Origin of the sequence: Arthrobacter sp. TS-15 (assembly GCF_006964045.1) — a bacterium.
In the GTDB taxonomy this organism is placed as follows: domain Bacteria; phylum Actinomycetota; class Actinomycetes; order Actinomycetales; family Micrococcaceae; genus Arthrobacter.
Genome location: NZ_SDXQ01000006.1, coordinates 215,782 through 237,463 on the forward strand (window position 1 = coordinate 215,782; position 21,682 = coordinate 237,463).

At 62.5% G+C, this 21,682-nt stretch carries 20 protein-coding genes; 8 read left to right on the forward strand and 12 right to left on the reverse strand.

Features of this window, described 5'->3' with window-relative positions; all coding sequences use genetic code 11:
- The first annotated feature begins 92 nt into the window (after positions 1–92).
- Positions 93–758, forward strand: a complete 666-nt coding sequence (locus EU811_RS02230; protein ID WP_142936884.1) for a TenA family protein — start codon at positions 93–95, stop codon at positions 756–758.
- Here EU811_RS02230 and EU811_RS24050 read toward each other — a convergent pair.
- From EU811_RS24050 to EU811_RS02280, 11 genes are all read right to left on the reverse strand, one after another.
- Entirely contained in the window at positions 755–892 is a 138-nt protein-coding gene (locus EU811_RS24050; protein WP_238703269.1) for a hypothetical protein, read from the reverse strand. The two genes, EU811_RS02230 and EU811_RS24050, sit on opposite strands and share 4 nt — an antisense overlap.
- Before the next feature lie 53 nt (positions 893–945).
- Entirely contained in the window at positions 946–1,272 is a 327-nt protein-coding gene (locus tag EU811_RS24055) for a hypothetical protein (protein WP_238703270.1), read from the reverse strand.
- Between the two features lie 192 nt (positions 1,273–1,464).
- Positions 1,465–1,839 (reverse strand): hypothetical protein, encoded by a 375-nt coding sequence (locus tag EU811_RS02240; RefSeq protein ID WP_142936885.1) that lies wholly within the window; start codon positions 1,837–1,839, stop codon positions 1,465–1,467.
- A gap of 48 nt (positions 1,840–1,887) precedes the next feature.
- Entirely contained in the window at positions 1,888–2,667 is a 780-nt protein-coding gene (locus EU811_RS02245) for an enoyl-CoA hydratase (protein WP_142936886.1), read from the reverse strand.
- A gap of 42 nt (positions 2,668–2,709) precedes the next feature.
- Entirely contained in the window at positions 2,710–3,630 is a 921-nt protein-coding gene (mmsB, locus tag EU811_RS02250) for a 3-hydroxyisobutyrate dehydrogenase (protein WP_142936887.1), read from the reverse strand.
- Positions 3,631–3,641: 11 nt separating this feature from the next.
- On the reverse strand, positions 3,642–4,706 hold the full coding sequence (locus EU811_RS02255; protein WP_142936888.1) for an enoyl-CoA hydratase/isomerase family protein: 1,065 nt from the start codon (positions 4,704–4,706) through the stop codon (positions 3,642–3,644).
- The gene (locus tag EU811_RS02260) at positions 4,706–6,205 is read right to left on the reverse strand and encodes a CoA-acylating methylmalonate-semialdehyde dehydrogenase (protein ID WP_142936889.1); all 1,500 of its coding nucleotides are present in this window, start codon (positions 6,203–6,205) and stop codon (positions 4,706–4,708) included. Before EU811_RS02260 ends, EU811_RS02255 begins: the two co-directional genes overlap by 1 nt.
- A 140-nt stretch (positions 6,206–6,345) precedes the next feature.
- Positions 6,346–7,740, reverse strand: coding sequence for a cryptochrome/photolyase family protein (locus tag EU811_RS02265; protein ID WP_142936890.1), 1,395 nt, complete (start codon positions 7,738–7,740; stop codon positions 6,346–6,348).
- 93 nt (positions 7,741–7,833) lie between these two features.
- Positions 7,834–8,172, reverse strand: a complete 339-nt coding sequence (locus tag EU811_RS02270; protein ID WP_142936891.1) for a hypothetical protein — start codon at positions 8,170–8,172, stop codon at positions 7,834–7,836.
- Positions 8,173–8,344: 172 nt separating this feature from the next.
- Positions 8,345–9,754, reverse strand: coding sequence for a ferredoxin reductase (locus EU811_RS02275; protein ID WP_142936892.1), 1,410 nt, complete (start codon positions 9,752–9,754; stop codon positions 8,345–8,347).
- Positions 9,751–11,052: an aromatic ring-hydroxylating oxygenase subunit alpha gene (locus tag EU811_RS02280; protein WP_142936893.1), complete on the reverse strand. Its 1,302-nt coding sequence runs from the start codon at positions 11,050–11,052 to the stop codon at positions 9,751–9,753. Before EU811_RS02280 ends, EU811_RS02275 begins: the two co-directional genes overlap by 4 nt.
- 161 nt (positions 11,053–11,213) lie before the next feature.
- Between EU811_RS02280 and EU811_RS02285 the strand changes: the two genes are divergently transcribed.
- Positions 11,214–12,146, forward strand: coding sequence for a LysR family transcriptional regulator (locus EU811_RS02285; RefSeq protein ID WP_142936894.1), 933 nt, complete (start codon positions 11,214–11,216; stop codon positions 12,144–12,146).
- Positions 12,147–12,174: 28 nt separating this feature from the next.
- Here EU811_RS02285 and EU811_RS02290 read toward each other — a convergent pair whose 3' ends face one another.
- Complete coding sequence (locus tag EU811_RS02290) at positions 12,175–12,855, reverse strand: GntR family transcriptional regulator (protein WP_142936895.1); 681 nt, start codon at positions 12,853–12,855, stop codon at positions 12,175–12,177.
- 117 nt (positions 12,856–12,972) lie between these two features.
- On the opposite strand from EU811_RS02290, the gene purU reads away from it, so the two are divergent.
- From purU to fdhA, 6 genes are all read left to right on the forward strand, one after another.
- Positions 12,973–13,887, forward strand: coding sequence for a formyltetrahydrofolate deformylase (purU, locus tag EU811_RS02295; protein WP_142936896.1), 915 nt, complete (start codon positions 12,973–12,975; stop codon positions 13,885–13,887).
- A gap of 57 nt (positions 13,888–13,944) precedes the next feature.
- Positions 13,945–16,437 carry a GcvT family protein gene (locus EU811_RS02300; RefSeq protein ID WP_142936897.1) on the forward strand — a complete coding sequence of 831 codons (2,493 nt, stop codon included), beginning with the start codon at positions 13,945–13,947 and terminating at the stop codon, positions 16,435–16,437.
- A 3-nt stretch (positions 16,438–16,440) separates the two neighbouring features.
- Positions 16,441–17,067, forward strand: a complete 627-nt coding sequence (locus tag EU811_RS02305) for a cyclodeaminase/cyclohydrolase family protein (protein ID WP_142936898.1) — start codon at positions 16,441–16,443, stop codon at positions 17,065–17,067.
- Complete coding sequence (locus EU811_RS02310) at positions 17,064–17,963, forward strand: bifunctional 5,10-methylenetetrahydrofolate dehydrogenase/5,10-methenyltetrahydrofolate cyclohydrolase (RefSeq protein WP_142936899.1); 900 nt, start codon at positions 17,064–17,066, stop codon at positions 17,961–17,963. The genes EU811_RS02305 and EU811_RS02310 overlap by 4 nt, the downstream gene beginning before the upstream one ends.
- Positions 17,964–17,973: 10 nt before the next feature.
- On the forward strand, positions 17,974–20,292 hold the full coding sequence (locus EU811_RS02315; RefSeq protein WP_142936900.1) for an FdhF/YdeP family oxidoreductase: 2,319 nt from the start codon (positions 17,974–17,976) through the stop codon (positions 20,290–20,292).
- A gap of 159 nt (positions 20,293–20,451) precedes the next feature.
- On the forward strand, positions 20,452–21,669 hold the full coding sequence (gene fdhA / locus EU811_RS02320) for a formaldehyde dehydrogenase, glutathione-independent (RefSeq protein ID WP_142936901.1): 1,218 nt from the start codon (positions 20,452–20,454) through the stop codon (positions 21,667–21,669).
- Positions 21,670–21,682: the final 13 nt, after the last annotated feature.

A 21,682-nucleotide genomic window follows, 5' to 3' on the forward strand; every position in this document is an offset into this window, starting at 1 on the left:
CTGGCGCCGGGACCGGCACCAGAGCGTAACCCCCGCCGGTAGGGCGCAATACGCTGCTAGGCTCCGATGCTGACACCTCAGGAGGAAACACCGTGGGCTTTGCCGAAGAACTCAAGAACCAGTGCGCCGAGGATTGGGACGCCGCCGTCAACCATCCTTTTGTGGACCAGCTGCTGGACGGGTCCCTTCCCGATGACCACCTGCGCCGCTACCTTGTTCAGGATTACCAGTTCTGCGACGCCTTCACAGCGCTCCTCGGGCAAGCCGTCGCCTCGGCGCCTTCGCTGCCTTCGCGTCTGGTGTTTGCCGCGGTTCTTGGGGCTTTCGCTTCGGACGAGAATACGTACTTCCAGGACTGCTTCAACGAACTCGACGTTCCCGAGGCGGATCGAACAGCCCCCGCGCTGGGATCTGCCACCCGGGATTTCGATAACCTGATGCGCAGCGCCCTCGCCACCCGTTCGTACCCGGAGGTCCTGGCGGTGCTGCTGGTTGCCGAGTGGCTCTACGGAGATTGGGCCGCCCGCGCCGGCGATCCCACACACTGGCCCGTCCACGCGAAGCACGCCGAATGGATCCGTCTCCACAACAACCCCGAGTACAACGCGTGGGTGACGTGGCTACGCGACGAGTTTGACGCCGTCGAGCCTGTTGACGCCGCGGAACGACAGGGAGTTGCCGCGACCTTCGCGGAGGCCGTGCGGCTGGAGCGGGCTTTCTTTGACGCTGCGTTGGTGCCCGCGGGCGCTTCGGTTTAGGGGCGTTTCCGGACTGTGTAGCTCAGCTCCACCAAGCCTTGGTCGTAGCTGTTCACTTCCTGCAGTTTCAGCAGTGCGGGGTTGTGTCCTGCCGGGAACACGCCCCTGCCTGAGCCTTGGTCTCCGAGCGTCACTACCAGCCGGACGGCGTCCTTCGCGGACTGCCGCTTGATGCGACGGATCGCCTCTATCGCGTCGCCGGACTCAAGGTTCGACGGCGGGAAGTCACCCCAGGGGCTGCCTTCAATTGACGTGAGAAGACATGACGACGCAAGCCGTTGAGTGCGGGCGCTATGATCTCGCCATCGGAGGCGGGCGTAGGCCAATACTCAACGAAATACCGGTAGGTGTTGGCGCCCAGCACCATGGCTTCAACGGTGCCGAGCCATTTGAGCTGGGCGCGGTCAAACTCAGCGGTTCCCCCTTCCAGCAGTTCGTAGGCCTTGAACTCGTTGTTGGTATCAGCGGCGTATCCATCGGCGGTCACAAAATTCTGGACGATCAGCTGTCCCATGAGCGAACTCCTCCATCCGGTTCCGGCCCGAAGGAGCCTACGCCGCGAAGAATGAGCCCACAAGCCCTTCCCAGGCTTCCTCCTCGGAGGTCTCCCGGCAACTTTCGGGCGTGGCCGGCCCTCGGCAAGGATGGGCGGGCAAATACTGGCACGCCCATATGACGCAGCTACGACCTCTGAGCAAAGGACCTGTTAGACATCTTCATCAGTTCCCGGGTGTGGACGCTGGAGGAAGAAGTAGGGGTCGCCTTTGCCATCGCGTTCCAAGTCGTAGTGCTTTATGGCATTCTTCGCTTGATAAACCGAGATCGCCCGCGGGAATCCAGGTTCCGTGCACTGCTCACGGAGACGCTCCAACGCTCCGACCCGTGCTCCTGTCTTCTTGTCCGTCCGTACACCGATATCGGCGGTAAGGATCCGAACACCTTCCGGGTCACGGGCAATGAAGCCCTCCAAGCTGAAGTGCAGCTCAAGAGTCAGGTACTTGCTGGCTATAACCGCCCGGGCCAAGTCCTGCGTGGTGCTGGTGAAGTGTTCAAGGGCAATATTCGGAGGCTTCTGAAACATGGTTCATTCTTACCACCCGACTATGACAACGACGTTCCGCGCAACCAGTTACCTGTGCTTGAACTCCGGCTGGCGCTTCTCGCTGAACGCTGCCATGCCTTCCTTCTGGTCCTCCGTGGCGAACAGGGAGTGGAACACACGGCGCTCAAACAGCACACCCTGTGACAGGCCCATCTCGAAGGCTGCGTTCACGGCTTCCTTGGCCACCATCGCGGCGGGCTTGGACTTGGAGGCAATGACCTCGGCGGCCTTGATGGCCTCATCAACCACCTCAGCGGCAGGAACCACACGGGACACCAGGCCGGAGCGTTCGGCTTCTTCGGCGTCCATGAACCGGCCGGTCAGGATCATGTCCATTGCCTTGGCTTTGCCCACGGCGCGGGTGAGCCGTTGCGAACCGCCCATTCCGGGAATCACTCCGAGGTTGATCTCGGGCTGGCCGAACTTTGCGTTGTCGCCGGCAATGATGATGTCGGCCATCATGGCCAGTTCGCAGCCGCCGCCCAATGCAAAACCGGACACTGCCGCGATTACGGGTATGCGCAGCCGGGTGAGGTCCTCCCAGTGCCGGAACCAGTCCGCTGCGTACATGTCCATGTAGGTGTTGGAGGACATCTCCTTGATATCGGCGCCGGCAGCAAATGCTTTGGCCGATCCCGTGATCACCACAGCCCCAACATCCGGATCAGTGTCCATCAAAGAAACAGCGTCCACGAGTTCGTTCATGAGTGCAGTATTGAGCGCGTTCAGCGCCTCAGGCCGGTTCAACGTCACCAAGCCCACGCGTCCCCGACGTTCCACCACAATATTCTGGTACTGCTCCGTCATGCTTTCCCTCTCGTAAAAACGCTCAAGTAAACGGACAATCTCTCACACCGACTTATCGCGGATCTCCGTGATGATCCCCGAGAAGTCCCTTCCGGCCCCGTCCCCGGCGGCAAAGGCGTCGTAGATGCGCGAAGCCAGGGGACCCATTTCCGCAGCAACTCCCGTGCTTTCCAACGCGTTCAGAGCCAGGCGCAGGTCCTTGGCCATCAACGCACCGGCGAAGCCAGGCTGGTAGTCGCGGTTGGCGGGGCTGGTGGGCACCGGACCCGGAACTGGGCAGTTGGTGGTCAGCGCCCAGCATTGGCCGGACGCGTTGGATGCGACGTCGAACAGTGCCTGGTGCGTGAGCCCCAGCTTCTCACCTAGAACAAACGCTTCGGCAACGGCGATCATGGACACACCCAGGATCATGTTGTTGCAAACCTTCGCGGCCTGACCGGCCCCATGATCACCGCAGTGAACGATCCTCTTGCCCATGAGCTCCAGAACGGGCCTCACGGTCTCGAAATCCTGCGGCAAGGCACCCACCATGAAGGTCAAGGTTCCGGCCTCAGCCCCCACAACACCACCGGACACGGGAGCGTCCACGGATCGGTGACCCGCCTCCACGGCAAGAGCGGCCGCCTCGCGGGCTTCATCCACGTTGATGGTGGAACAGTCCAGGAACAGCGTGTTCGGTTTGGCGATAGACAGCAGCCCCGGCCCGTCCACGCCGCGGTAAGCGTCCAGCACGTGCTTGCCGCTGGGCAGCATGGTCAACACCACTGCGGCCTCCGCCGCAGCCTCATGCGCCGTGGAAGCCATGGGAATTCCGTGGGCCAAAGCAGCCTCTACGGCCGCTGGAACGGGGTCGTAGCCAATCACATCGTGCCCGGCCTTGATCAGGTTAGCCGCCATGGGGCCACCCATATGCCCCAGCCCAAGGAAGGCGATGAGTCCCGTTGCCGCTGCGTTTTCTGTCATGATCGTCTCCTTCAATTCGCTTGGACTGGACTGGCTGAAAGCCCCAGCTCCCGTTCGCCGAGCGGCGCAAAGTAGCCCTCGACGTCGGACTCCCGGACTTCGGCCAGGGTGGCCGGCTTCCATTGCGGGTTGCGGTCCTTGTCCACCACTTGCGCGCGGATGCCCTCCCTGAAATCCGGCCCGGCCAGGCATCGCAAGCCCACGCGGTATTCCTGGTCCAGGGCTTCCTCCAGAGAGAGCCCGCGGACGCGTCTCAGGGATTCCAGGGTGACTTTGACCGATGTGGGCGACTTCGCCTCGATGGTCTCGGCTGCCTCAACGGCTTCACCGGAGCCGGTGCGCAGGCTTCGGACGATCTCCTCGGCATCGTCATGCGCATAGGCTGCGTCAATCCAGTCCCGCTGTGCCGCAAGTGCCGAGTCCGGCGCCGCTTGGGCAAAGTGCTCGACGGCGGCCTCCGCCGTCGAGCTTTCCAGCGCTTCCGCCAACGCGGGGAGGCTTTCGGACGGCACGAAGTAGTCCGCGAGCCCCAGGAACAGGGCGTCCGCGCCAGACAGGTGCGCCCCGGTGAGGGCTGCGTGCGTGCCCGCCTCCCCCGGTGAGCGTGAGAGAAGAAGGGTGCCGCCGACGTCGGGAACGAATCCGATGGTGGTTTCCGGCATGCCGGTGCGCGTCCGCTCAGTAACTATGCGGACGGAACCGTGAGCCGAAACGCCCACCCCGCCGCCCAGGACCAGTCCGTCCATGAACGCGACGTAAGGCTTGGGGTAATGCGAGATCAGTGCGTTCAGCCGGTATTCGTCAGCCCAGAACTCGGCTGTCTCCGTGCCACCGTGCAACATGTCCTTGTATATCGCCACGATGTCGCCGCCGGCGCACAGCCCACGGTCGCCCGCACCGCGCACCAATACGGTGGCAACGGCGTCGTCGTCAGCCCAATCGGTCAACTGACGGAGCATGGCTTTCACCATTCCCGCGTTCAACGCATTGACTGCCTTGGGGCGGTTGAGGGTCACGATGCCGAGGTGGCCGCGACGCTCAAACAGGACTTCTTGCTCTACCTCTTCAGCCCCCATCAGCTGCCAGCCGGCATCACGAAGCTTGCACCTTGGCGAATACCGGAGGGCCACCGCGACGTCACGGTCTTGGTCTTGGTGTAGAAGCGGAAAGCATCGGCGCCGTGTTGGTTGAGGTCGCCAAAGCCGGACGCCTTCCAGCCGCCGAACGTGTAGTAAGCGATGGGCACGGGAATGGGCACGTTGATGCCCACCATGCCCACTTCAACGCGGCTGGCGAAGTCGCGGGCGGAGTCGCCGTCGCGGGTGAAAATTGCGACGCCGTTGCCGAACTCGTGCTCACTGCAGAGCCTGAGCGCTTCGTCGTAGTCAGCCGCACGCAGCACACTGAGGACCGGCCCGAAGATCTCTTCCTTGTAGATCTTCATGTCCTTGGTGACATTGTCGAAGAGGGTGGGGCCTACCCAGAAGCCGCCGTCGTATCCATCCACGGTGAGGCCACGACCATCGGTGACCAGCGTTGCGCCCTCGTCCACGCCGGACTGGATGTAACCCTCGATCCTCTCCTTGGCAGAAGCAGCCACCACGGGTCCGAAGTCCGAATCCTTGTCCAGGCTGTGGCCAACTTTCAGGTCCTTGACGCGTTCGGTCAGCTTGGCCACCAGCGCGTCAGCGGTTTCCTGCCCCACCGGCACGGCAACGGAGATCGCCATGCAGCGTTCGCCGGCGGAACCGTACCCGGCACCAATCAGGGCGTCGGCTGCCATGTCCAGATCGGCGTCGGGCATGATCACCATATGGTTCTTCGCACCGCCGAAGCACTGCGCACGCTTGCCGTGTGCTGCAGCAGTTGCGTAGATGTACTGGGCGATGGGCGTGGAGCCCACAAATCCAATGGCTTTGACCCGCGGATCTTCCAGCAGCGCATCCACGGCTTCCTTGTCGCCGTTGATCACGTTGAAGACGCCGTTGGGCACGCCGGCCTCGCTGTACAGTTCCGCAAGGCGCAGGGGAACTGACGGGTCCCGCTCGGAGGGCTTGAGGATGAACGCGTTGCCGGCTGCGAGCGCCGGGCCGGACTTCCACAGCGGGATCATGGCCGGGAAGTTGAAGGGAGTGATGCCTGCGACCACGCCCAGCGGCTGGCGGAGCGAATGGACATCGATCCCCTGCCCGGCGTTGTCCGAGAATTCGCCCTTGAGCAGGTGCGGCGCCCCGGCCGAGAACTCCACTACCTCGATGCCGCGCTGGATATCGCCCTTGGCGTCCGCGAAGGTCTTGCCGTGCTCGGAGGACAAGAGCTTGGCAAGTTCGTCCATGTTCTGGTTAACCAGGTCCACGAACTTCAGGAGGATGCGTCCCCGGCGTTGCGGGTTCATGGCCGCCCATTCGAGCTGGCCCTTTTCTGCATTTGCGACGGCGTTGCGAACCTCGTCCGCGCTGGCCAGCGGAAGCCGTGCCTGAACTTCGCCCGTGCAGGGATCGTAGACATCACTGAACCGGCCGGACGTGCCGTCGATCCTCTGGCCGTCTACGTAGTGGGAAAGCTCGCGCACCATGGTGAAATGCTCCTTTGCATCGGTGAATGACTGCCGTGCCGCCGGGTGCTGTGACCGTTGCCGAACACGTGACCAACTGTGATCCAGGTCATCTCTGAATCCGAATATACTCGGACTTCCTACTAATTTCCAGAGGGGTACTAGTGGACCTCCCTCATCTCCTTGTACGCCTCCAGCGCTTCGGCCCGCGTGGTTTTGAGGTCCACGATTTCCTCTGCGTACTCCGGTGTCCCGAACTCCGGAATCCAGCGGGCGATGTACTTCCCTTGAGGATCGAATTTGACGCGCTGAGCCTCCGGATTGAAGATCCTGAAGAACGGTGAAGCATCCGCGCCGGAGCCGGCTACCCACTGCCAGTTGGCGGGATTCGATGCAGGATCCGCATCCACCAGGGTGTCCCAGAACCACTGCTCCCCCAGCTGCCAATGGATGCCGAGGTTCTTCACCAGGAAGCTGGCGGCAACCATGCGGACGCGGTTGTGCATCCAGCCCGTATGCCACAGCTGCCGCTGCCCCGCGTCCACCATGGGGAAACCGGTGCGGCCCTGCTGCCAGGCCCGGAACTCCTCGGGTGCCGACTCGTGGCCGGGATGCTTGTTACTGCCATTTTTGGCGCTACCCGGCCACGCCCACGGGAAGCGATCAAACTCAGTGCGAAGGTTGGCCGTTGCCAACTCCGGGTTGTGGAAGTACTGGTGCCAGCAGAACTCACGCCAGCCCAACTCGGAAGCATAAATAGAGGCGCTTTCGGAGCGTCTGGACCCCAGGGCATGCCACACCTCGAACGGGCTGAGCTCACCCCAGCGAAGGTAGGGCGAGAGACAACTGCTGCCATCGGTATCGGGGCGGTTGCGGCCCTCGCTGTAGTTGGACAGGCCGTCATCCACGAACTTGGCGAGCCGCTTGCGCCCGGCAGCAGCTCCCGGCGTCCACATCTCGGCCAGCCCACCTGACCAGTCCGGCGTTGTGGGCAGCAGATGCCACGAATCCAGCTGCTCGTAGGCGGGCAGCTTTCCCGTGAATCCGTGGCCCGCTTGGGGGACAGCCAAGGGCTCGCGGAAATCCTGCGCAGAAACGGTCCGCCAGAAAGGGGTAAAGACCTTGTACTGTCCGCCTGTTTTGGTGGTGACTTCCCACGGCTCATGAAGAAGGGAGGCCTGGAAACTCGAGACGTGCAGTCCCGCCTCGCCCGCCCAAGCCTTAATGCCGGCGTCCACCGTCCGCTCAGCGGAACCGTACCGCCGGTTCCAGTACAGCCCGCCGGCACCAATCGCCGTCGTGGTCTTCTGGACGATGTCCGCCGCCGGGCCGCGGCGGAGGAGTAATGGAACACCGAGCTTGTCCAGGTCTTCGCGGAGGCGGGTCAGCGAGTGGTGGAGCCACCACCGCGCGGCGCCACCGTGGGGGCGGATGCCCGGCGATTCTTCGTCAAGGACGTAGAGGGCAACGGCCGCACCGTCGTCGACGGCGGCACGCAAGGCCGGGTTGTCGGCGACCCGCAGATCGTCGCGAAACCAAACAATGGACGGCTTCATGAGTACCTTTCAGCGAAAACCCTGGGAAACAGGAACAGCCCATGCCCCCTAAGAAATCCTAGGGGCATGGGCTGAAAGCTCGCTGGTACGAAATCAGGCGATGGATGCCAAGGCTTGCTGGCGGATCTCGGAAACCGGAATGTCGGTGGCAGTTTCGGTCCACATCGGGACACTATTTACCACGTAGTCCCTGGCGGCCGGTCCAACCATGGTCATGCCCGGGTAAATCCGCCGGCCATTTTCCTTGACGGGCTTGTGGCCCTCGAGTTCCAGAGCGGTCTTGAAGGCGGAGTCGGGAATGGGGATTTTGCGTCCGAGGACGCACCAGCTGATGTACAAGCCATAGAACGTGTCAAAGTCCAAGCCGTTGTCAGTGTCGTCCTCAAACACCACACAGTCGCGAATAAAGCTACCAATTTGGGTGTCGGTCATTACGGGGCCTCCGGCGTCGGAAGAAATAACGGGCCGCCGGTCTGCATCAGCGAATGTCCTGTTCCCTCACTATAGACCCGTTCCGGGGGTCTGAACGAGGAAATGAGATTAACTCTGGGTTGCGCACGGCCAAATGCCCGTGCTAATGCGCGAAAACAGGGGGTGATCAGGATTAAGCGTCAATCACCATATCGGTCCGCGCGGTGGAGCAGCAGGGCAGGAACTTGCCTGCGTCAATCTCTCGTGCCCGGATTCCGCCTTGGTGGTTCATCTCCACTTCACCTGAAAGTTTCACCACCTTGCAGGAGCCACACATGCCCTCTTTGCAGTTGGCACCGATCCTGACGCCGGCACGCTGGGCAGGGCCCAGGATGTGCTCAGTGGGATCCACGCGCACGTTGATCCCCGTGCGCATGAAGGACAAGGTGAGGCTTCCCGTGCCTACTGTCTCGAAACTCGAAGCATCGGGAGTTGAGACCTCCGCCCCCGCATCCGAACCGGCATCGGAGGTTTCAGGCGCATCCGGGTCAACCGTTTCCAGCGGCATCCCCGTGGCCTGCAGGGTCCCCTCGGCGTCGTAGCCGGGCTCGTAGAGCCCGAACGCTGCGGGCTGGCCCTCATAGTAGTCCTCCGCGGAATCCGCGATTTCCTCTGCGATCTCCTCAGCAATGTCCACCGCAAGGGCCAGCTCTGCCTGATACTCAAGGATGGTCTGGCGGTCCCCGGTGAAGAACTCCATATGGATGGAGGTGTCATCCACTCCCACGTTCCCCAACAGTTCGGTGGCCGTGTTCAGGTAGCCCTCGGGGCCACATGCGTAGACCTGCCGCCCGTTGGCGTCCGGCGCAACCTCGTTCAGCATGGCCGCCGTGAGCCGTCCGCTCAGCCCTTCCCAATCCGCGGGTTTGGCGCGGTCGCCCAAGGAGTAGAAGACCTTGATGCGCGAGTCCACCGAGGCGATGTAGGCGAGCTCCTTATTAAAGGCAAAACCCTCGTCCGCCGCCCCGTGGTACAGCACAACCACATCGGCCTGTCCGGGCAGCGAGTGGATGGTCCGCACCATGGACATGATCGGCGTGATGCCGGCGCCGGCGGCCAGCAGGAGGTAGCGTGCCCGCCGGTCAGCGTCGGGCAGGTGGAAGGCACCCACGGGTCCCAACATCTCAAGGACAGTGCCGGGCTTGATGTTCTGGTGCACCCACGGCGAAACCAGTCCTGTGGGATCGCGTTTGACCGTGATGTCGAAAGTCCACGGCTTGGTGGGTGCGCTGGACAACGAGTAGCTTCGGTCCGCCGGATCCTGGTCCTCGCCGTTCACGGGGAAGGCAACGTTCACGTACTGGCCGGCCCGGAACGCCAGGGGCGCACCGTCGCAGCGGCGGAACACGAAAGTCATCATTCCACCCACTTCGGGAACGATTTCCACGCATTCGGCCATGAACTCCTGCGGATGCCAGGGACCCAGGGCGCGGGCTGCGCTGGCGGGTCCCTCGGTGCTGCCCATCACCCTGTTCCACGGCATTTCAAGACCGCGAATGCGATGTGGCTCCTGGACGATGGTCTCAGTGAGGAGTTCGGTCATGCCAGGTGCTCCTGGACACGCTGCACGTACCAGTTGATGAATGCCTCCACCTGGTATTCGCTCTTCATGTACGGGCCGGGCTCGTAGGCAGGGCTGCCGGCTCCGGTCTGGCACAGTTCCACGAACGCTTTGTCCTGCAGGTTGGTCTGTTTCCAGGTGTAGGTGAGTTTCTCCAGGTCGTAGTCCACGCCTTCCACTGCGTCGTCAGCTACCAGCCAGGTGGTGCGAACCAAGGACTGGTGTTCGTTGATGGGGAAGACACCGAACGTGATGACGTGATCGCTCTGGAAGTGGAACCAGCTGTTGGGCTGCAGGTGCATCGAGCAGCGGCCAAGGCGGAAGTCCGGCAGATCACCAAGCAGTTTCTTGGAAAGCCTGCGCCCGTCGGCCGAGAACGATTCGCCCTCACCGTCGAGGGATTCACGTGAAATACGGATTCCTGCAATGCGGGTGTCCAGCTCCTCCACCACCTCGTAGGGAAGGCCATAGCGGCGGCAACGCTCCTCAAGCGAGGATTGTGCTTCCTTGTTGCGGTCCCACACTTCCTCAAGGTGGGCCGGGATCAGGCCCTCCGTCAGTCCCCACGTGGGAAACAGCGAACAGGCGAGCTCCGGGTGGCCGTCGCAGTGGTAGCACTCACGGTTGTTCTCCATGACGAGCTTCCAGTTGCCCTCCTCGATGATGTTCTGCTGGTAGGCAATCTTCGTCTTGGACAGATCGTGGGGCGCAAGGTACGGCTCAAAGATCCTTGAGGTTTCGTCAAAATCGGTGGGCGGCTCATCGGCAATGCAGACGAAGATGAGCCCGGCAACCTCGCGGCCGTGTGCCCGCTTCAGGGCGAAGCAATTCTTGTCGAACTTGGCCTCGCCGGGAGCGGAGGCATGGATCAGGTTGCCCTCGGGGGAATAGGTCCAGGAGTGGTAGCCGCACACCAGGTTTCCAGTGGCCCCTGCAGCCTCGGTGAGGACCCGTGCGCCGCGGTGGCGGCAGACGTTGTGCAGGACGTTCACGCCGCCGTCGTCATTGCGCAGAACGATCAGGGAGTAAGGACCGTAGTCAACCGTGATGTAGTCGCCCGGCTCCGGTAGCTCGGCGACGCTGCCGGCAAAGATCCAGTGCTGGCCAAAAATGGCTTCCATGTCCATCTTGAAGATCGTGGCATCGGTGTAGAAGGGCGCGTCGAGGGAATAACCCTTGCGCCGGAACTCGAACAACGCGCTGATCTCTGCCAGCTGCTCTGCAGGCAAAGATGAGGCGAGTTTTCCGCGTGAGTTGAGGGGCAAGACTGGAGCAGACATATGTTTTCCTCCCGGGAGGCGTGGGTCAGAGTGTGTTTCGTGGGGAGCACTGCTGCTTGGGGGCGAGCGGCGATGTCGAAAACCTTGTAATCATGAGATTAGGGATCATTGAACCACAACAAAAGCGCAAGATTCAGAAGATAACCGTGCACAATAGGTGCATGATCGATGCGAGGCTCATCACACTCCGGGTGTTTGCCCGCTGCGGCACCATTGGCGCCACCGCGGAGCTCACCGGATACTCTCCCTCCGCCGTCTCCGCTCAGCTGCGGGAGCTCCAGCGCATGCTGGGAATGCAGCTACTGACCAAGGACGGCCGGGGCGTGCGGCTGACCGCCACGGGCCGCTTTCTGGTGGCCGGTTCGGACACCCTCATTGCCGAATGGGAGAGCCTGCGCGCAGCGGCGATGGAGGCCGGCGATCAGGTGCAGTCACGTTTTGGGCTCGGCGGCTTCTCGACGGCGGCCGCCCAGTTGCTGGCGCCGCTGGCCGCCACCCTTCGCTCCACGCGTCCCCTGCTGGAGGTGCAGGTGCTGGAAGCAAATCCGGCCCGCTGCTTCGATTTGCTGGTGGCCGAGCGAATAGACCTTGCAGTGATTGTTGCCATGCAGTCAGACACCTACGTGGAGGACGATCCCCGGTTCGAACAGACCGTCTTGCTGGACGATCCCCTGGACGTCATCATTCCCGGTACCCACCGGCTGGCATCACGGGAAACTGTGACCCTTGAAGAACTGGCTGCAGAACCATGGATCACAGAAGCCGCCGGATCCACGTACCACGCCCTCTTTACAGCGGCCTTTACGGCTGTAGGTGTAACACCGCGAGTAGCTCATGAGGCCGTTGAATGGGAAACCCAAATCGCTTTCGTGGGCGCAGGGCTGGGCGTTGGCCTGCTGCCGCGACTCGCACCCCTGCATAATGCAGAGAACGTGGTCCGGCTACGCATTACCGGTAAAGGCAGGCCCGCACGCCGAATTGTGGCAGCGGTGCGCAGGGGCAGCATCGCGTCGCCTTTGATCCAGGAATCGCTGGGCATCCTGCAGGAGAGCGCACAGAGGATCCTCACGGCCCGGCCGGAAGACGACCGCTGACAATCCGGCGCGAGGCTGCAGACGGTAACTACGCCGCGAAAAGGGCCTGACGTACAGCATGCTCAAAGCCACTGACGTGCACACGGGCCAGCTCTGCAGCCTTGTCCTCTTCGCCGTCAAGGACAGCCTTCAGCAGATCCAGGTGCTCACGCACGTGGTGCTCAAGATCCGGCAAACGATCCAGGACCATGCACCAGATCCGGGTTGCCAGATTGTCGTAGCGAATCAGGATGTCTTCGAGGTGCGGGTTCGCGGCCGCCGCGTAGATTCCCCGGTGAACGCTGGCGTCGAGCCGCAAAGTTTCGACAACCGACGCAGCATCGACGTCAAAGTCCTCCACTGCGCGCATCACTTCACGAAGATGTTCTTTGGTGGCAGCGGATGCAACGCGAGCCGCCCTCGCAGCAGCGAGGGGTTCCAATTGTGCCCGGATCTCGGAAATAAAGGCCAGGTCAGTCACATCCACGCGCGTGGCAAACGTCCCCCGCCTTGGATAGGTAATCACCAGCCGGTCCAGCTCCAGGCGTTTCAATGCTTCCCGCACCGGAGTCCGACCTACCTCCAGGTCTTTGGCCAGCTGATCGTCGTTGAGGAGCTCGCCGGGCTTGATGTCCAACATCAGGAGCCGGTCCCGGAGGCGTTCATAGGCGATGTCGGCCAGGGATTTCTTCGTGTCGTCACCGGCGATTGCCAGAGTTCCAAAAGTCACGGCGCCTTCTCCTTCCAACCAAAAGAAATCTATTGACCAGCCTGAATGACCAGTATACGCTGAATCCAATCCTAATATATCAGTTCGGGACTCAGGAATATATCTAAAGGAGGCGACATGACCCTCATGGCGACAGACTCACCCGTAAGCACACTGCCCAAGCCGGAAGCGCTCAAAGACGAGCAGGCACAGAAGTTCGTACTCACATTGTCGTGCGTCGAACGGGCCGGGATCGTTCAGGCAGTCACCACCTTCCTGTTCGAGCGCGGTTTCAACATTGAAGAACACCAGCAGTTCGACGACGGCCTCCGCCAGACGCTGCACCTGCGGACCGCTTTCTCCGGACCACTGTCCTACTCGCCGGAGCGGCTCGAAGAAGAATTCAGCGCAATTGCCGACCGCTTCGAGATGAAGTTCAGCTTCCACGACCAAACCAAGAAGCGGGTCCTGGTGATGGTGTCCAAGTTCGGGCACTGCCTGAACGACCTCATCTTCCGTTGGCGGGGCGGCAGCCTCGGCGGTGACCTGGTGGTGGTTGCCTCAAACCATGAGACCCACCGCGCCATGGCAGAAGCCGCCGGCCTGCCCTTCGTCTACATTCCCGTCACGCCTGACACCAAGGCTGAAGCCGAGCAGCAGCTCCTGGACCTGGTGGAGGAGTACAACGTGGACCTCGTAGTACTGGCTCGCTACATGCAGGTGCTTTCGGACGACTTGTGCCGCGCCCTCGAGGGACGCGCCATAAACATCCACCACTCCTTCCTGCCGGGATTCAAGGGCGCCCGTCCCTACCACCAGGCCTACGACCGTGGCGTGAAGCTGGTGGGTGCAACCGCCCACTACGTCACCGCGGACCTGGACGAGGGACCCATCATCGAGCAGGAAGTCATCCGCGTCGATCACAGCTACGGCCCCACCACCCTCTCCACCGTGGGCCAGGACGCCGAAGCCCTGGCGTTGTCCCGCGCCGTGAAGTGGCATTGCGAACACCGCGTGCTGCTGGACCAGACCAGCACAGTGGTTTTCCGCTAAACCACGCCCCAGAACACCAGCAGACTCACCCCTTTTTAACTTCAGCAGGAGAACCCCATGGCATCCACGCCTCGCATTGTCATCATTGGAGCTGGGATTGTTGGCACCAACCTCGCCGACGAACTGGTCACCCGCGGTTGGAACAACATCACTGTCCTGGACCAAGGACCCCTGAACATGCCCGGTGGCTCCACGTCCCACGCACCGGGCCTGGTTTTCCAGACCAACCCGTCCAAGTCCATGGCACTGTTCGCCAAGTACACGGTGGAAAAGCTCCTGTCCCTCACGGAGGATGGCCAGAGCTGCTTCAACCAGGTGGGTGGACTGGAAGTAGCCACCACGGAGACCCGCCTGGCTGACCTGAAGCGCAAGCTCGGCTACGCACAGTCATGGGGCATCGACGGCAAGATCCTCTCCCGCGAGGAGTGCAAGGCGCTCTACCCGCTGATCAATGAGGAAGACATCCTCGGTGGCCTGCACGTCCCCACCGATGGCCTGGCGCTTGCAGCCCGTGCCGTGCAGCTGCTGATCAAGCGCACCGAAGCTGCCGGGGTGAAGTACATCGGCAACACCGAGGTCACCGGAATTGAGCAGACCAACCGCCGCGTGACCGGCGTCGAAACCGCCGACGGCGTGATCCCCGCGGACATCGTGGTTTCCTGCGCCGGTTTCTGGGGCGCCAAGGTGGGCGAGTTGATCGGAATGTCCGTTCCGCTCCTCCCGCTGGCTCACCAGTACGTAAAAACGACGCCGGTTCCCGCCCAGAAGGGCAAGAACGAACTGCCCAACGGCGCCCAGCTGCCCATCCTGCGTCACCAGGACCAGGACCTCTACTACCGCGAGCACGGCGAGCGGTACGGCATTGGCTCTTACGCTCACCGCCCCATGCCCGTGGACCTTGACGAGCTGGGTAGCTACGAGCCCAGCAGCATCAGCGAACACAACATGCCCTCCCGCCTGGACTTCACGCTGGAGGACTTCCTTCCTGCGTGGGAAGCCACCAAGCAGATCCTGCCGGCACTGCGCGAAAGTGAAATCGAGGATGGTTTCAACGGCATCTTCTCCTTCACCCCGGACGGTGGCTCACTGGTGGGCGAATCCAAGGAAGTGGACGGGTTCTTCGTTGCAGAGGCCGTGTGGGTGACCCACTCCGCCGGCATTGCCCGCGCTGTGGCCGAACTGCTGGTGGACGGAAAGTCTCAGATTGATCTGGGAGACTGCGACATCCACCGTTTCGAAGAGGTTCAGCTGACCCCCGAATATGTCAGCGAAACGTCCCAGCAGAACTTCGTGGAAATCTACGATGTGATGCATCCGCTCCAGCCCAAGCTCTCCCCCCGCAATCTTCGCGTCAGCCCCTTCCACGCCCGCCACAAGCAGCTGGGCGGCTACTTCCTGGAAGGCGCCGGCTGGGAACGTCCGTACTGGTTCGAAGCCAACGCTGAACTCCTCAAGGAAATGCCGGACGATTGGCAGCCCCCGGCCCGTGACGCCTGGTCCGGAATGTTCAGCTCGCCCATTGCCGCAGCTGAAGCCTGGAAAACCCGCACAGCCGTTGCCATGTACGACATGACGCCACTTAAGCGCCTCGAGATCTCCGGCCCGGGAGCCGTGAAGTTGCTGCAGGAACTGACCACCGGTGACATGTCCAAGAAGCCCGGCGCGGTCACGTACACGCTCCTTCTGGACGAGGCCGGCGGCATTCGAAGTGACATCACGGTGGCCCGCCTCAGCGAAGACACCTTCCAGCTGGGCGCCAACGGCAACATGGACACCGCCTACTTCGAGCGGGCAGCACGGCACCAAACGGAGAACGGCGACGCCGGCGACTGGGTCCAGGTGCGTGACACCACTGGCGGCACCTGCTGCATCGGCCTGTGGGGTCCGTTGGCCCGCGACCTCATCAGCACCGTCAGCAGCGACGACTTCAGCAACGACGGCCTGAAGTACTTCCGTTCCAAGAAGGTCACCATCGGAGGGGTCACTGTCACTGCGATGCGCCTTTCCTACGTGGGCGAACTCGGCTGGGAGCTCTACACCAGCGCAGACAACGGGCAGCGCCTCTGGGACGCCCTGTGGAAGGCCGGCCAGCCGTTCGGCGTCATTGCCGCAGGCCGTGCCGCGTTCAGCTCGCTGCGACTGGAAAAGGGCTACCGTTCCTGGGGCTCGGACATGACCACCGAGCACGATCCTTACGAAGCGGGCCTCGGGTTTGCCGTAAAAATGACCAAGGAAAACTTCGTCGGTAAGGCCGCTTTGGAAGGCCGCACCGAGGAAGGCTCAGCCCGCCGCTTGCGCTGCTTGACCGTCGACGACGGCAGGAGCCTGGTGCTGGGCAAGGAACCGGTGTTCTACAAGGACCAGGCCGTGGGTTATGTGACCAGCGCCGCCTACGGCTACTCGGTCCGCAAGCCGATCGCCTACGCCTACCTGCCCTCTGCAGTGTCCTTGGGGGACTCCGTGGAAATCGAATACTTCGGCCGCCGCATCCAGGCAACCGTTACCGAAGATCCGCTGTACGACCCCACCATGAGCCGGCTCCGGGGCTAATCCATGATCAGTTCAGAAACCATCAACGATTACCTCTCCAGGCTTGCCTCACGCCAGCCCACCCCCGGTGGGGGCGCGGCCGCAGCCCTGCATGCCGCCCAAGGTGCCGCCTTGGTAGCCATGGTGGCCAGGTACACCACCGGCGCAAAGTATGAGGAACACGCCGCTCTGGTCAACCGGATCACCAGCGCCGCCGACCACCTGATGGTGGAGGCCTTGCGCCTGGCGGACGCCGATGAGCACGCTTTCCAGTCCGTCATCGACTCCTACAAGCTCGCGTCGGACAGCGATGAACTTAAGGCAATAAAGTCTGCTGCCATTCAGGAAGCGCTGGTCCAGGCGGCCCATACTCCCGCGCAGTTGATCAACGTTGCCGGTGAAGTGGTGGACCTTGCCACCGAACTCTTTGATGTGGCCAACCCCAACGTCATCAGCGACGTCGCGGCTGCCGCGGACGCAGCACGCGCAGCTGCAACCACCGCCCGGGTCAACATCGACATCAACGTCGTGGCCATTAAGCACGGCGAAGCCCGCTCCCGCCTGGCAGAACAGACGGACGGGATTGAGGAAAAGGTGGTCCTCGCGGCAGATGCCTTGGTGAAGCGCGTCCGCGAAAGGATCCTCTCATGACCGCAGTGCAGGGGAACACCGAAGTACTTTCCGGCAAGCCGCTCGCTGCCCTCATCCAGCAGCGGGCCCAGCAGGAGTCAACCCTCCTGGACGATGAGGGCCTCCACCCGGTGCTGGCTGTTGTTGTGGCAACGGACGATGAGTCCACACACTGGTACGTTCGGTCCATTGAACGTGCAGCCGGGCGGGCAAGCATCGGCTGCAGGATAGTCGATCTTGGCCACGACGCCACCGAGCAGGTCCTGGCCAATGTCCTTACGGACCTCAGCGCCGAACCCACCGTTCACGGCATCATCCTGCAGACTCCCCTGCCCGCTGCCGTGCGACCTGACCGGCTGGTGGGGCTCATCGCCCCGGATAAAGATATCGACGGCGCCAATCCCCTCAGTCTCGGTCGCTTGGCTGTGGGACAGCCCGCCTTCGCCCCCGCTACCGCCCGGGCAGTGGTGGAACTGCTGGACCACTTCCAGATCCCGGTAGCGGGACGGAACGTGGCCGTCGTCGGGCGTTCCGCCGTGGTGGGCAAGCCGCTGTCTTTGCTGCTCCTCGCGAAAGACGCGACCGTCACCGTCTGCCATTCCAAATCCGGGGCGCTGGAACACTACACCCGGCCCGCCGACGTCGTGGTTGTTGCTGCTGGGCGGACCGGGCTCTTGACCGGGAATCACGTCTCGGAGAAGACTGTGGTGATCGACGTCGGCACGAACGTCCTGGCCGACGGTTCCCTGGTGGGAGACGTTGACGAGGCCAGTGTCACCGGCGTGGCGGCCGGGCTGAGTCCGGTCCCGGGCGGGGTGGGATCAGTGACCACCGCGCTCCTGCTCCTGCACACTGTGGAAGCCGCCCGGCAGCAGTCCCACAGCGGGTTGCTGGCCGCTTCCACTTCCCGGATCTGAAGGGGTTCCCATGCATTCCAAAGCTCCACGCGAGAACATTGACGAGTCAAAGCTGACCGTCACCAAACCCAAGACCAAGGCCGTAGGCATCCCCGCTGTTGCCAACGCCCTGAAAATTTCGCTGGAACAGATGGGACCGCTGCGAAGCGTTCAGACCCTTCTAGCTGTGAATCAGCTGGACGGGTTCGACTGCATGGGATGCGCCTGGCCCGAGCATGAAAAGCGTAATGCGGCAGAGTTCTGCGAGAACGGCGCCAAGGCAGTGGCTGAGGAAGGCACCCGCCGCCGCGTCACGCCGGAGTTCTTTGCCCACCATTCCGTTGCTGAGCTCAAAACCCGCGATGACTTCTGGCTGGGCCAGCAAGGCCGGATCACCCACCCGATGTTCCTCGATGAAGGCGCTACTCACTACAGGACCATTGAGTGGGAAGATGCCTATGACCTCATGGCCGAAGAGTTGCGGGCCATGGAACACCCGGACGAAGCGGTTTTCTACACCTCCGGCCGGACCTCCAATGAAGCCGCGTTCGTGTACCAGCTCTTGGTTCGCGGCCTGGGCACCAACAATCTCCCGGACTGCTCCAACATGTGCCACGAATCCTCCGGCTCCGCACTGGTGGAAACCATTGGCATCGGCAAGGGTTCCGTCAGCCTGACGGACCTGGAGACGGCGTCACTGATCTTCGTCGCTGGACAGAACCCCGGCACCAACCACCCGCGCATGCTCAGCGCCTTGGAAAAGGCCAAGAAGAACGGCGCGATCATCGTGTCCGTCAACCCGCTTCCCGAGGCCGGGCTCCTGCACTTTGAAAACCCCCAGCACCTGGCCGGAATGATTCAAGGGACCCAGCTGACGGACGACTTCCTGCAGATCCGGGCCGGTGGAGACCAAGCCCTGTTCCAAGGACTGGGCAAATACCTTCTGGAGGCCGAAGCTGCGGGACGGAACACTCCAGGCCTGGACACCGTGCTGGATCACCACTTCATCAACAACCACACCGTGGGTCTCGATGACTACCTGCGCTACCTGGAGAAGGTGGAGTGGGATGACATTGTGGAGGCAACCGGCCTGACCCTGGAGCAGATCCATGCGACGGGTGAGCGCTTGCTCGCCTCCAGCGCCACCATCGTGTGCTGGGCCATGGGACTGACCCAGCACAAACATTCCGTCCCCACCCTCCGCGATGTGGTCAACGTTCTCCTGCTCCAAGGCAATATCGGCAAGCCCGGCGCCGGCGTGTGCCCCGTGCGCGGGCACTCGAACGTTCAAGGCGACCGCACCATGGGCATCTTCGAAAAGATGCCTCCGACGTTCCATGACCGGCTGGACCAGGAATTCGGGTTCCGCTCCCCCCGGGAGCATGGCTACGACACCGTGGCAGCCATCCGTGCCATGCGCGACGGGAAAGTCCGTTTCTTCATGGGGATGGGCGGCAACTTCGTGCGGGCCGCCCCCGATTCAGAGGTTACCGAGCAGGCCCTGGCCAACACTGGCCTGAGCGTGCAGATCTCCACCAAGCTGAATCACTCACACCTGTCCACGGGTCGGCGGGCTTTGATCCTGCCCACCCTCGGCCGCACCGAGAAGGACACGCAACGCACGGGCGACCAGCGGGTCACCGTGGAGGACTCCATGAGCGCCGTCCACGCCTCACGGGGACGCCTCAAACCTGCAAGCGACCACCTCCACTCGGAAGTGGCGATCGTCTGCAATCTCGCGGACAGGTTGTTTACGGACGGTCACGGGCGCCTGCCCAACACACCCCAGGCCGCGTGGCTCTCCCTCAGGGATGACTACTCGCTGATCCGGAAGCACATTGAGGCCGTCTTCGATGGTTTTGCGGACTTTGAAGCACGCATCCAGCACCCCGGCGGCTTCGTGCTGCCACACCCACCGCGCGACGCCAGGAAGTTCCACACCGCATCCGGGAAAGCACACTTCACGGGCAACGAGCTGGAGTTCATCAAGATCCCGCCCGGCCGGCTGGTCCTGCAGACCCTGCGCTCACATGACCAGTACAACACCACCATCTACGGCAAGGACGACCGCTACCGCGGCATCCATGGTGGCCGGCGCGTGGTGCTCATCAACGCCGACGACATCACCGAGCTGGGATTCTCAGACGGCGACATGGTCCACCTGATTTCCGAGTTCCAAGGCGTTGAGCGCAAGGCTGAGGACTTCCGCATCGTCTCGTATTCGACGCCCAAGGGGTGCGCCGCGGCGTACTACCCGGAAACCAACGTCCTGGTGCCGTTGGACTCCGTGGCCGATACCAGTGGAACACCCACCTCGAAGTCGGTGATCATCCGGCTGGAGAAAGCATAGATCCAGAGCAGATTTTCCACTTGTCAGTTTTTTACCCGTCCGGTGGGCCGTAATTGGTGCTTCGGTGCCTGAAACCTGGGGAGGTATTTCCTCATCGAAGCACCGTTTTCGGTCCATTGGGCAGCAATGTCAGTAACAGCCAAAGAATAGGGAGTGACCATGTCAGGAAACAGAGCAGTCGCCTACAAGGAACCCGGTGTCGTTGAGATCATCGACACTGACTACCCAACGTTTGAGCTCAAAGACGGACCAGGCGTCAACCCTGCCAACGTCGGAAGGAAAGTACCGCACGGCGCGATCCTCCGGACGGTGACCACCAACATCTGCGGTTCGGACCAGCACATGGTACGCGGCCGCACCACGGCTCCGAAGGACCTGGTCCTCGGCCACGAAATCACCGGCGAGGTGGTGGAGGTGGGACCCGACGTCGAGTTCATCAAGGTAGGCGACATCGTCTCCGTACCGTTCAACATCTCCTGTGGCCGCTGCCGGAACTGTAAGGAACAGAAGACCGGCATTTGCCTCAACGTCAACCCCGACCGTCCCGGCAGCGCCTACGGCTACGTTGACATGGGCGGATGGGTAGGCGGACAAGCAGAGTTCGTGCTGGTTCCCTACGCTGACTGGAACCTGCTGCGCTTCCCGGACCGCGATCAGGCCCTGGAAAAGATCATGGACTTGACCATGCTCTCGGACATTTTCCCCACCGGCTTCCACGGCGCCGTTACTGCCGGCGTGGGCGTGGGATCCACGGTTTACATCGCTGGTGCCGGGCCTGTGGGCCTTGCCGCCGCCGTCGGCGCCCAGTTACTTGGCGCCGCCGTCGTGATTGTGGGCGACATGAACGAGGACCGGCTGGCGCAGGCGCGATCCTTCGGCTGCGAAACCGTCAACGTCTCCAAAGGCGATCCCAAGGAACAGATCGCACAGATCCTTGGAGTTCCGGAAGTGGATTGCGGCGTGGACGCTGTTGGTTTCGAAGCCCGCGGCCACGGCAAGGATGCCTCCCACGAGGCTCCGGCGACCGTGCTGAACTCCCTCATGGACATCACCGCCGCCGGCGGCTCCCTGGGCATCCCGGGCCTCTACGTCACTGGCGATCCGGGTGGAATCGACGAGGCAGCCAAGCACGGCTCCCTCTCACTGTCCCTCGGTACCGGCTGGGCAAAGTCCTTGTCCTTCACCACCGGCCAGTGCCCCGTCATGAAGTACAACCGCCAGCTGATGATGGCCATCCTCCATGACAAGGTCCAGATCGCCAAGGCCGTCAACGCCAAGGCCATCCCGCTCGAGGACGCTCCGCGCGGCTACGCCGAGTTCGACGCCGGATCGGCAACAAAGTTCGTGCTGAACCCCAACGGCTACGTGAAGGGTTAATACAGTACGCATC